Origin of the sequence: Lysobacter enzymogenes, assembly GCF_900106525.1 — a bacterium.
In the GTDB taxonomy this organism is placed as follows: Bacteria; Pseudomonadota; Gammaproteobacteria; order Xanthomonadales; family Xanthomonadaceae; genus Lysobacter; species Lysobacter enzymogenes.
The window spans coordinates 633,149-644,597 of record NZ_FNOG01000001.1 but is presented as its reverse complement, the minus strand read 5'-3'; the positions used below and the strand labels follow the sequence as shown (position 1 = coordinate 644,597).

Sequence of the window (11,449 nt, the reverse complement as noted above, 5' to 3'; positions counted from 1 at the left end):
GGCGGTGCTCATGGCGTGATGTCCGAAGTTGGAAGGTTGGAACGCATGCTTGGGGAATAGGTTTGCAAACGGGTCATGTCGCGCGCGCCTGAAGGGGCGCGCAGAGTAATCAGGCCGGGTGAAGCGGCGGCGAAGACGCGCGCCTGGATGACGCAAATCCGCTCGCTGGGTTGGCGCTGGGTACGCGTCATCGCGCCGCCTCCAGCACCGCATCGGCGACGCGCTCGGCCGCGTCGGGCTTGGCGATCGCGCGCGCGGCTTCGGCCATCTGCAGCAGCACGCCGCGCTCGGCCAGGATTTCGATGGTCGCCGACAGGCGCGCACCGAGGTCGTCGCCGGCCTGCGGCAGCAACTGCGCCGCGCCGCGGTCGACCAGGTAGCGCGCGTTCTTGGTCTGGTGGTCGTCCACCGCTTGCGGGAACGGCACCAGCACGCTGCCGACGCCGGCCGCGCACAGCTCGGCCAGGGTCAACGCGCCGGCGCGGCAAACGACCAGGTCGGCCCAGGCGTAGGCGGCCGCCATGTCGGCGATGAAGGGCTCCAGCGACGCGGCGACGCCGGCCTTGGCATAAGCCTCCTGCGCATCGGCCAGCAATTTCTCGCCGCACTGATGGCGCACCTCGCACGGCACCCGCCCGCGCAGGCCGGCGACGGCTTCGGGCACTGCGCGGTTCAAGGCGCGCGCGCCCTGGCTGCCGCCCAGCACCAGCAGCTTGAGCGGGCCGCTGCGGTCGGCGAAGCGCTGCGCCGGCGGCGGGATCGCGGCGATTTCCGCACGCACCGGATTGCCGACCACCTCGTCGTTCGGGCCGAAGGTGTCGGGGAAACCGGTGAGGACGCGGCGGGCGAAGCGCGACAGCACGCGGTTGGTCAGGCCCGGCGCGCGGTTTTGTTCGTGCACGATCAGCGGCAGCCCGGCCAGGCGCGCGGCCAGGCCGCCGGGGCCGGCGGCGTAACCGCCGAAGCTGACCACCGCGCGCGGCTGGCGCTGGCGCAGCACGCGGCCGGCCGCGCGCACCGAGGCGGCGATGCGGAACGGCGCGCGCAGCAGCGTAGCCACGCCCTTGCCGCGCACGCCGCTGATGGCGAGAGTGTCGATCTCGATGCCGTGCTGCGGCACCAGCCGGGTTTCCATGCCGCCGTCGGCGCCCAGCCACGACACCGGCACGCCGCGCGCGCGCAGCGCCTTGGCCACGGCCAGGCCCGGGAAGATATGGCCGCCGGTGCCGCCGGCGAGGATCAGCACGGGACGCTCGTTCGCGCTCATGCGGTCCTCCCCAGCGACGGCTCGACCCGGTCGCGCAAACGGCTGGTGCCGCGCGCAGCGCCTGCGGCCGCCGCGGCCGGCGCCGGGCTCGCCGCTGCCGGCGCGCCGCCGGCCGCTTCGCCGCGCAGGCGCGCGACCTGGCGCTGGGCGCGGTCGAGCTCGTAGGACACGCGCAACAGCACGCCGAGCGCGGCGCAGCTCATCAGCACGCTGGAGCCGCCGGAAGAAATCATCGGCAAGGTCAGGCCCTTGGTCGGCAGCAGGCCCAGGTTCACGCCGATGGAGACGAAGCTCTGCAGGCTCATCCACAAGGCGATGCCGAAGGCGACATAACCGGAGAAATGGCGGCGCATCTCCACGCACTTGAGCCCGATCCACAGCGCGCGGCCGGACAGCAGCGCGTACAGGCCCACCACGCCGCACACGCCGACGAAGCCAAATTCCTCGGCGATCACCGCCATGATGAAGTCGGTATGCGCCTCGGGCAGGTACGACAGCTTCTGCACCGACGCGCCCAGGCCCACGCCGGTCCACTCGCCGCGGCCGACCGCCATCAACGCGTTGGTCAGCTGGTAGCCGGTGCCGAACGGATCGCGCCAGGGGTCCATGAACGAGGTCAGGCGGATCACCCGGTAAGGCTCGGCGATCGCGATCACCGCCAGGATCGGCAGGCCGATCAGCACCGGGCCGAACATGCGCGGCATGTTGACCCCGCCCAGCACCAGCATGCCGGCGGTGATCGCCAGCAGCAGCGAGGACGAGCCGAAGTCCGGCTGCATCAGCAGCAATCCGACCAGCACGATGGCCACGCCGATCGGCTTGAGCATCGCGCCCCAGGTGGCCGAAATGTCCTCGCTGAAACGCTTGAGGTAGCTGGCCAGCCAGATGATGTAGAGCAGCTTGACCGCTTCCACCGCCTGGAAGCCGATCACGCCCAGGTTGATCCAGCGCCGCGCGCCGTTGACCTGGCGGCTGACCCCGGGCACGAACACCGCCAGCAGCAGCACCACGCACACCAGCAGCAGCCACTGGTTGTGCTGCTCGATGGTCTTGAGTTCGGTGCGCATCAGCCACAACGCCAGGCCCAGGCCGACGGCCAGGAACATCAGGTGGCGGGTCAGGAAATAGAACGGCCCCACGTCGTGGGTGTTGGCCACGCCCAGCGAGGCCGAGCCGACCATCACCACGCCCACGCACGCCAGCGCCACGGACGCGGCGAGCAGCCACGGGTCGTAACGACCGTGGATCGCTTCCAGGCGGGTCGCTTGGCGGGCGGCGTTTTCCATCAGCGGACCTTGAGCGTGGCCAGGCCGATCAGCACCAGCACCACCGAGATGATCCAGAAGCGCACGATCACGCGCGGCTCGGGCCAGCCCTTGAGTTCGAAGTGGTGATGGATCGGCGCCATGCGGAACACGCGCTTGCCGGTGAGCTTGAACGAGGCGACCTGGATCATCACCGACAGCGTCTCGATGACGAAGATGCCGCCCATGATCACCAGCACCAGTTCCTGGCGCACGATGATGGCGATGGTGCCGAGCACCGCGCCCAGCGCCAGCGCGCCGATGTCGCCCATGAACACCATCGCCGGGTAAGTGTTGAACCACAAAAAGCCCAGCCCCGCGCCGGCGATGGCGGCGCAGATGATCACCAGTTCGCCGGCGCCCGGCACCTGCGGGATCTGCAGGTACTTGGAGAACTCGGCATGGCCGGAGGCGTAGGCGAAGATGCCCAGCGCGCAGGCCACCAGCACGGTCGGCATGATCGCCAGGCCATCCAGGCCGTCGGTGAGGTTGACCGCGTTGGAGAAGCCGACGATCCACAGGTAGGCGATGGCGACGAAGCCCACGCCGGCCAGCGGCAGCGCCACCGACTTGAACAGCGGCACGTAGAAGGTCGTCGCCGCCGGCACGTCGGCGTACAGCCACAGGTACAGGCCGGCGGCGAGGCCGAAGATCGACTGCAGCAGGTACTTCCAGCGCGACTTCAGGCCGTTGGGGTCGCGGCGCACGATCTTGATCCAGTCGTCGTACCAACCGATCGCGCCGAACGCCAGCATCACCAGCAGGACGATCCACACATACTTGTTGCGCAGGTCGCCCCACAGCAGCACCGAAGCGATCACCGTGATCAGGATCAGCGCGCCGCCCATGGTCGGGGTGCCGGCCTTGGAGAAGTGCGACTGCGGGCCGTCCTTGCGGATCGGCTGGCCGCCCTTGAGCTGGCCGAGGCGGCGGATCACCGCCGGGCCCCACCACAGCGACAGCGCCAGCGCGGTCAGCGCGCTGAGGATGCCGCGGAAGGTCAGATAGCCGAACAGATTGAACACGCTTTGCAGCTGTTCAAGCCAACGAGTCAATTCAAGCAACATGCGTCGTGCCCTCCCCCGGCCGGTGTGCCGACAACAACGCCGTCACGATCTTGTCCATCGCACTGCTGTGCGAACCTTTCACCAACACCCGCACGCCCGCGGCGAGTTCCGCGCTCAACGCCGCGGCCAGCTCGCCGTGGCTGGCGAACACCTGCGCGCCGTCGCCGAACGCGGCCGCGGCCGCGGCCGGCAGCTCGCCCAGCGCGTACAGCCGGCGCAGGCCGGCGGCCTTGGCGCGGCGGCCGATCTCGGCGTGCATGGCGATTTCTTCATTGCCGATCTCGCGCATCGCGCCGAGCACCAGCCAGTTTTCGCCGCCCATTTCCGCCAGCGTGTCGATGGCCGCGGCGGTCGAACCGGGATTGGCGTTGTAGCTGTCGTCGATCAGCACCGCGCCGTTGTCCAGGCGATGGGTGATCAGGCGGCCGTCGACCGGCTGCGCGGCGTTGAGGCCGTCGGCGATGTGCTGCAGCGACACGCCCGCGCCCAGCGCCAGCGACGCGGCGGCCAGGGCGTTGCGCACGTTGTGGCGGCCAACCATCTTCAGCGCGATCTCCACTCGTCCCAACGGAGTAACGAGGGCGAACGTAGAACCTTCAGGTCCGACGCGAACGTTCGAAGCCGTCACCTCGGCGCTGGCATCCAGCCCGAAGCGGATCAACCGCCGCCCGGCCGCGCGCTGCTCGAAGCACGGCGCGAACGCATCGTCGGCGTTGATCGCCGCCGCGCCGCTTTCCGGCAGCGCGTCGTAGATCGCCGCCTTGGTGTCGGCGATGCCGAGCAGGCTGCCCATGCGCTCCAGGTGCGCCGGGGCGATGTTGTTGACCAGCGACACCTGCGGCCGGGCCACGCGCACCAGATAAGCGATGTCGCCCGGCTTGCCCGCGCCCATTTCATAAATCGAGAAGCGCGCGTCTTCCGGCGCGTCGAGCACCGCCAGCGGCAGGCCGATCTCGTTGTTGCGGTTGCCCGGGGTCGCGTAGGTGTTGCCTGCGCGCTCCAGGATCGCCGTGGTCAGCGCCTTGACGCTGGTCTTGCCGTTGCTGCCGGTGATCGCCACCACGGTGTTGCCGGCGCGCTGCGCCTGCACGCCGGCGGCGAGGTCGGCCAGCGCCTGCTGGGTGTCGGCGACGATCACCTGGGCGATCGGCGCGTCGATTTCGCGCGCCACCAGCGCCGCGGCGACCGCGGTGTGGGCCAGCCCGGCGACGTGGTCGTGGCCGTCGAACCGCTCGCCCTTGAGCGCGACGAACAACGCCGCGCCCTGCGCCGGCAGCGCGCGGGTGTCGGTGCACACGACGTCCACTTCGGCATCGGCGCCATGCAGGCGGCCGCCGGTCAGGCGCGCGATCTCGCTCAGGCTCAAGCGCTTCACGGGCGAGCCTCCAGCGCGGCGCGCGCGATCAGGGTGTCGTCGAAGGGATGCCGCACGCCGTGGATTTCCTGATAAGGCTCGTGGCCCTTGCCGGCCACCAGCACGATGTCGTCGGGGCCGGCTTCGGCGACGGCGCGCTCGATCGCGGCGCGGCGGTCGCGCAGCACCACCGCGCGCTGCGGATCGCGGAAGCCTTCGATGATGTCGGCGACGATGGCGTCGCCGTCTTCGCCGCGCGGATTGTCGTCGGTGACGATGGCCAGGTCGGCGCCGTGCTCGGCGATCGCCGCCATCTGCGGGCGCTTGCCGCGGTCGCGCTCGCCGCCGCAGCCGAACACGCAGATCAGCCGCGCCTGCGCGTGCGCGCGCAGCGAGGCCAGCGCCTGTTCCAGCGCGTCGGGGGTGTGGGCGTAGTCGATCACCACCAGCGGCAGGCGGCCGTCGCCGCCGAGGCGGTTCATGCGGCCGTGGATGGGTTCGAGCTGGGACACGATCCGCGCGATCGTCGCCGGTTCCTGCTCCAGCGCGTACAGCGCGCCGGCCACCGCCAGCAGGTTGTCGACGTTGAAGCGGCCGAGCAGGCGCGAGGCCACCGGATGCGCCTTGCCGGCGACGACCAGGTCGAAACCGATGCCGCGGCTGTCGAAGCTCAGCTTGTCCGCGCGCAGGGTCGCGCCGGCCTGGCCGCGCGAGCTCAGGCCGATGCCGCGCACGCGCTTGGGCAGCTGCGCGATCAGCTCGCGGCCGAACTCGTCGTCGAGGTTGATCGCCGCCGCCTTCAGCCCCGGCCACGCGAACAGCCGCGCCTTGGCCGCGCCGTAGCTGGCCATGTCGCCGTGGTAGTCCAGGTGGTCGCGGGTGAGGTTGGTGAACACGCCGACGTCGAAATGCACGCCGGCCACGCGGCCCTGGTCGAGCGCGTGCGAGGACACTTCCATCGCCACCGCGGCCGCGCCGGCGTCGCGCATGCCGGCCAGCAGCTCGTGCAGCGGCAGCACCAGCGGCGTGGTGAAGCCGTTGGGCACCACCTGGCCGTACAAGCCGGCGCCGAGCGTGCCGATGGTCCCGCACGACACGCCGAGCAGATGCCAGGCCTGGGCGATCAGCTGCACGGTCGAAGTCTTGCCGTTGGTGCCGGTGACGCCGACCACGGTCATCGCTGCGCTGGGACGGCCGTGGAAGGCATCGCCCATCTCGCCCAGGCGCGAACGCAGCCCCGGCACGGCGATGGCGTCGGCCGGCGCCGGCAAGTCGTCCGGCGCCGGCGGTTCGAACAGGATCGCCGCCGCGCCGGACGCGCGCGCCTGCTCGACGAACTTGAGCCCGTGCGCGCCGAAGCCGGCGATGGCGACGAAGGCATCGCCCGGACGCACCGCGCGGCTGTCCATCACCAGGCCACCGATGCGCAGATCGCCGGGGATACCGGCGATGTCGGGCAACAGCTCGGCCAGCGCCATCGAGCGGCTCATCGCGCGCCTCCGTGGGCGGAGGCCTGCGCCACCGCGGCCGGCGATCCGGCGGCGATCGGCGCTGCATTCAAAGGTCGCGCCGCGGGCTTGGGCGCTGCCGCCGCCGCGCGCGTCGCCGCGGGCACGACCGGGCCGGCGGGCTTGCCGCCGCTTTGCTTCTGCCGCTTGGCCTCGGCCGCGGCCTGCACCGCCAGCCAGGTTTCGATGTCGTCCGGCGCCACGTCCATCAGGCGCAGCGCGCCGTCCATGACGTTGCGGAACACCGGGCCGGACACCGAACCGCCGTAGTAACCCTTCTTGGTCGGATCGGGTTCGCTGACCACCACCACCATCGAGAAGCGCGGCTTCTCCACCGGCACCACGCCGGCGAACAGCGACACGTACTTCTTGGAGTAGCCGCCGGTGGCGCTGAACTTGCGCGTGGTGCCGGTCTTGCCGGCGACGTGATAGCCCAGGATCGCCGCCTGCTTGGCGGTGCCGCCGGGCTCGGTCACGGTCTGCATCATGCGCATGACCTCGCCGGCCACGACCGGCTCGAGCACCTGCTTGCCCTCGTTGCGCTGGCCCTTGACGAAGGTCGGCGCGATCAGCTTGCCGCCGTTGGCCATCGCCGCGTACACCATCGCGATCTGCAACGGCGTGGCCGACAGGCCGTAGCCGTAGGACATGGTCGCCTTGGTCGTGCCGCTCCAGCGCTGCGGCGGCGCCAGCAGGCCCGAGGACTCGCCCGGGAAACCGCTGCCGGGCTTGCTGCCGTAGCCGAAGTTGTGGACGAAGCCGTAGTAGTAATCGTTGGGCAGCGGCAGGGCGAGCTTGGCCGCGCCGACGTTCGAGCTCTTGGTGATGACGCCGGTTACGGTCAGCACGCCGTTGTTGTGGGTGTCGGTGATGCGGTAGCGGCCGTTGGGCATCCAGCCCGGGGTGGTGTTGACCAACGTCTGCGGAGTCACCGTGCCCTTGCTCAGCGCGGCGGCGACGGTGACCGGCTTCATCGTCGACCCCGGCTCGACCACGTCGGTGACGGCGCGGTTGCGGTGGGTGTCGCGGCTGGTGCCGCCCGGCAGGTTCGGGTTGTAGGTCGGCAGGTTGGCCATCGCCAGCACTTCGCCGGTTTCGATGTCCAGCACCACCGCCGAGGCGCTGGACGCGCCGGTGTCGTTGAGCGCGCGGCGCAGCTCGCGGTAGGTCAGGTACTGGATGCGGCGGTCCAGGGTCAGGGTGATGTCCTTGCCCGGCTCGGCGCTGCGCACCAGATCGACGTTCTCGACGATGTTGCCGGCGCCGTCGCGGATTACCCGCTTGGTGCCCGGCTTGCCGCGCAGTTCGTGGTCGAACGCGAGCTCCAGGCCTTCCTGGCCGCGGTCGTCGATGTTGGTGTAGCCCAGCACGTGGGCCATCGCTTCGCCCTGCGGGTAGAAGCGGCGGAACTCGCGCTGCGAGAACACGCCCGGCACCTTCAGCGCCAGGATCCGGCGCGCCTCGTCGGGGTTGATCCGGCGCTTGAGGTACATGAACTCCTTGCCCGCGCGCTGCGCCAGCTTGCGCGCCAGCTCGTCCTGGGCCACGCCCAGCGCCTTGGCCAGCTCCGGCAGGCGCTCGGTGTTCTTGGCCAGTTCCTTCGGGTTCGCCCACACCGACTCGACCGGCGTGGACACCGCCAGCGGCTCGCCGTTGCGGTCGGTGATCATGCCGCGCGAGGTCGGGATCGGGATTTCGCGCAGCGAGCGCGCATCGCCCTGCTGGCGATAGAAATCGTTGCTGATGACCTGCAGGTCCAGCGCGCGGCCGACCAGCGCCACCGCGCACAGGCCGAGCGCGCCGCCGACCAGCATCAGCCGGTTGCGCAGGTTGAATTGCAGGTTGCGGCCGCGCGGCTTGTTGTTGCGGCTGCGCTCCTCGCGCAGGCGGGCGAAGCCGTCGCCGAGGTTCTCGACCATGCGGTCCACAGCGCCGCGGCCGCCGCGCTCGCCGAGCACGCGCTCCAGCGGGCCGCTGCGGCCGTTGTTGCCGTTGCGGTTCTTGCGCACGTTCATGGACGGATCACCACGGTTTCGCCGCCCTCGGGAAACTTCATCCCGATGCGCTCGCGCGCCACCTGGTCGATGCGGTTGCTCTCCGCCCAGGTCGCCTGCTCCAGCTGCAACCGGCCGAATTCGATGTTGAGCTCGTCGCGCTGGCGCTGCAGCTTGTTGAGCTGCACGAACAACTGCCGGTGCTCGTGGCGGGCGAACACCACCAGCAGCGCCGAGACGACGTTGGCCACGATCAGCAGGACCAGCAGCAGGCGCATCATGCCGACGCCTCCAGCTTCTGCGCCACGCGCAGCACCGCGCTGCGCGCGCGCGGGTTGCCGGCGAGCTCGTCCTCGTCGGCCTTCTGCGCGCCGTCGATAGCCAGCAGGGTCGGAGTGAACGCGATCTCGACCGGCAGCCGGCGGTTGCTCGGCGGCGCCTTGGAATGGCGGACGATGAACTGCTTGACGATGCGGTCTTCCAGCGAATGGAAGCTGATCACCGCCAGCCGGCCGCCCGGCTTGAGCCGCGCCATCGCGGCGTCGAGCCCGGTTTCCAGGTCGGCCAGTTCGCGGTTGATGAAGATGCGGATGGCCTGGAAGCTGCGCGTGGCCGGGTGGATCTTCTGGTCGCCGCGCGGCACCGCCTGGGCGATCAGCTCGGCCAGCTCGGCGGTGCGCGCCAGCGGCGCGGCGGCGCGGCGGGCCAGGATCGCGCGCGCGATGCGCCGGCTCTGGCGCTCTTCGCCATAAGTCCACAGCACGTCGGCGATGTCCTTCTCGGCGGCGGTGTTGAGCCACTGCGCCGCGCTGACGCCGCTGTCGGGGTCCATGCGCATGTCCAGCGGGCCGTCCTTGCCGAAGCTGAAACCGCGCTCGGCCACGTCCAACTGCGGCGAGGACACGCCCAGGTCGAACAGCACGCCGTCGAGGCCGGCGGCGGTGGCGTCCCACTGGGCGAGTTCGGCGAAGCTGCCGCGATAGATGGACACGCGCGGATCGGCGCCGAACTCGCGTTCGGCCACGGCGATCGCCTCGGGGTCCTTGTCCATCACCAGCAAGCGTCCTCCGGCCTGCAATTGCGAAAGCACGCCGCGGGCATGCCCGCCGCGGCCGAACGTACCGTCCAGATAGGCTCCGTTCCCGTGCACCCGCAGGCCGTCGAGCACCTGTCGGTACATCACGGGAAGGTGGCCGGACCGCGCGTGCATGCGTTCCATGCCACCGTCCGTCATAGCTGCAGGTCGAGCAGCTCGTCGCTCAGATCGTCGTCGCTGATGGTCTGACGGATCTGCGCGTGATGCGCCTGCTCGCTCCAAAGTTCGAATTTGTCGCCCATGCCCAGCAGCACCGCTTTCTTTTCGATGCCGACCGCGGCGCGGTGGCTGGGCGGCACGGTGATGCGGCCGTTGCCGTCGAGTTCGACGAACGCAGCGGCGCCGACCAGCTTGAGCTGCATGGTGCGGTTGACCGCCTTGGCCTTGGGCAGCTTGTTGACCTGCTCGCGCACGCGCTCCCAGATCGACAGCGGATACAGATAGAGGGAGCCGGACTCGAACGGGTTGTAGGTGATGACCAGGCGGTTGTCGCATTCGCGCGCGACGAGCTCGCGGTAGGCGGTGGGCACCGCCAGCCGGCCCTTGTCGTCGATCGTGATGGCGGTTTCGCCCTGGAACATTGCGCACCTTGTGGGCTCCCGTCTCTACCGGACGGGTCGCCTCGTTCATTCGACCCTACCGGGACGACTGGCCTCCGAAAACCACAAAAACCCTGGTTTTCCCTCGGATGCCCACATTATCAGGGCGCAACGGGTTGTCAACAACTTTCCGGACTGAATTTCGCTAGGCGCATCAATGGCTTGCGACGAACTTGAGAGTCTTATTCAAGACTTATCCACTAAGCGTTGTTTCGTCTCAGGTTTTGAGACTCATAGCGTCACAAAGTGACCCTTGCGCGAGCGACGTCACATTTTCTTCACCAAGCTGAGTTTCGGTGGATTTGCGCGAATCGCCGCTAAGCATCGGAATGCAAAGGATGATTGCCGCTGGCTATCGGCCTGGACGCGCTGCGTCCAATTCGGCGGCGTAGGGTGCGCTAGACATTCATTTGACGTGCCGGGCTCTAGCGTGGCGGCGACTTGTCCCGGAGTTATCCACAATGCACGCCCCGCCCCCGTTCCGCACCGCCCTGCCCCTGGCCCTGCTGCTCGCCGCAGCCCTCGCCGGATGCGCGCGCCAGGAGTCCTCCCCGCCGCCGCTGACCGCGGCCCGCGCCGACGCCGCCGTGCTCAAGCGCCTGCAGGCCGAGCAGACCCAGCAAGACCGCAACCTGCAGACCTTCGACGAGCTCGACTTCGTCCACTACAGCGGCCAGCAGTGGGACCACTTCCACCGCAGCCACGCCCCGAACATCCTGGTCCACTACCCCGACGGCAGCACCACGACCGGCCTGGAGGCGCACCTGGAGCGGCTCAAACCGCAGTTCGTGTTCGCGCCCGACACCCGGATCAAGGTGCACCCGGTGAAAGTCGCGCAGGGCAACCTCACCGCGGTGACCGGAATCATGGAAGGCACCTTCACCCAGCCCATGCCGCTGCCCGACGGCACCACGCTGGCGCCGACCAACCAGCCGTTCAAGCTCGACATGGCCACCTTCGGGCGCTGGGAAAACGGGGTGATGGTCGAGGAGTGGTTGTACTGGGACAACCAGGCTTTCATGAAGCAGATCGGCGCGGCGAAGTAGCCCGCACGCCCTCACCCCAACCCGCACCCCGGCCCGAACGCAGAGCGTTCGGGCGTTCGGTGCTGCGCGAGCCGATGGCTCGCAAGCGCAGCCCCTCACCCCGCAAGCGGGAGAGGGGCTCTAGAGCGGAAGAATTGAGGGCTTCACCCAAACGCACCCACCCCACGAGCAGCCCCCTTTAGTAAAGGGGGCGCCCCGACAGGGGCGGGGTTTT

At 69.7% G+C, this 11,449-nt stretch carries 11 protein-coding genes; 1 reads left to right on the top strand and 10 read right to left on the bottom strand.

Features of this window, described 5'->3' with window-relative positions; genetic code table 11:
- Positions 1-8: 8 nt before the first annotated feature.
- The 10 genes from BLU84_RS26085 to mraZ form a co-directional block, all read right to left on the bottom strand.
- Entirely contained in the window at positions 9-191 is a 183-nt protein-coding gene (locus BLU84_RS26085; RefSeq protein ID WP_139174576.1) for a hypothetical protein, read from the bottom strand.
- Positions 188-1,267 (bottom strand): undecaprenyldiphospho-muramoylpentapeptide beta-N-acetylglucosaminyltransferase, encoded by a 1,080-nt coding sequence (gene murG / locus BLU84_RS02820; RefSeq protein ID WP_074862633.1) that lies wholly within the window; start codon positions 1,265-1,267, stop codon positions 188-190. The genes BLU84_RS26085 and murG overlap by 4 nt, the downstream gene beginning before the upstream one ends.
- Positions 1,264-2,553, bottom strand: a complete 1,290-nt coding sequence (gene ftsW, locus BLU84_RS02815) for a putative lipid II flippase FtsW (RefSeq protein ID WP_074862629.1) — start codon at positions 2,551-2,553, stop codon at positions 1,264-1,266. The genes murG and ftsW overlap by 4 nt, the downstream gene beginning before the upstream one ends.
- Entirely contained in the window at positions 2,553-3,638 is a 1,086-nt protein-coding gene (gene mraY / locus BLU84_RS02810) for a phospho-N-acetylmuramoyl-pentapeptide-transferase (protein ID WP_074862625.1), read from the bottom strand. Before mraY ends, ftsW begins: the two co-directional genes overlap by 1 nt.
- Positions 3,628-5,013, bottom strand: coding sequence for a UDP-N-acetylmuramoyl-tripeptide--D-alanyl-D-alanine ligase (locus BLU84_RS02805; protein WP_074862622.1), 1,386 nt, complete (start codon positions 5,011-5,013; stop codon positions 3,628-3,630). Before BLU84_RS02805 ends, mraY begins: the two co-directional genes overlap by 11 nt.
- Positions 5,010-6,470: a UDP-N-acetylmuramoyl-L-alanyl-D-glutamate--2,6-diaminopimelate ligase gene (locus BLU84_RS02800; RefSeq protein WP_170849083.1), complete on the bottom strand. Its 1,461-nt coding sequence runs from the start codon at positions 6,468-6,470 to the stop codon at positions 5,010-5,012. The genes BLU84_RS02805 and BLU84_RS02800 overlap by 4 nt, the downstream gene beginning before the upstream one ends.
- Positions 6,471-6,478: 8 nt before the next feature.
- Positions 6,479-8,419: a peptidoglycan D,D-transpeptidase FtsI family protein gene (locus BLU84_RS02795; RefSeq protein ID WP_074863298.1), complete on the bottom strand. Its 1,941-nt coding sequence runs from the start codon at positions 8,417-8,419 to the stop codon at positions 6,479-6,481.
- Between the two features lie 92 nt (positions 8,420-8,511).
- A complete protein-coding gene (gene ftsL / locus BLU84_RS02790) occupies positions 8,512-8,775 on the bottom strand; it encodes a cell division protein FtsL (RefSeq protein ID WP_074862616.1) in 264 nt (87 codons plus the stop codon).
- Positions 8,772-9,713 (bottom strand): 16S rRNA (cytosine(1402)-N(4))-methyltransferase RsmH, encoded by a 942-nt coding sequence (rsmH, locus tag BLU84_RS02785; protein WP_232518417.1) that lies wholly within the window; start codon positions 9,711-9,713, stop codon positions 8,772-8,774. Before rsmH ends, ftsL begins: the two co-directional genes overlap by 4 nt.
- 11 nt (positions 9,714-9,724) lie before the next feature.
- Positions 9,725-10,171: a division/cell wall cluster transcriptional repressor MraZ gene (mraZ, locus tag BLU84_RS02780; RefSeq protein ID WP_074862608.1), complete on the bottom strand. Its 447-nt coding sequence runs from the start codon at positions 10,169-10,171 to the stop codon at positions 9,725-9,727.
- A gap of 479 nt (positions 10,172-10,650) precedes the next feature.
- Between mraZ and BLU84_RS02775 the strand changes: the two genes are divergently transcribed.
- Positions 10,651-11,235: an ester cyclase gene (locus tag BLU84_RS02775; RefSeq protein ID WP_074862605.1), complete on the top strand. Its 585-nt coding sequence runs from the start codon at positions 10,651-10,653 to the stop codon at positions 11,233-11,235.
- The last annotated feature ends 214 nt before the right edge of the window (positions 11,236-11,449 follow it).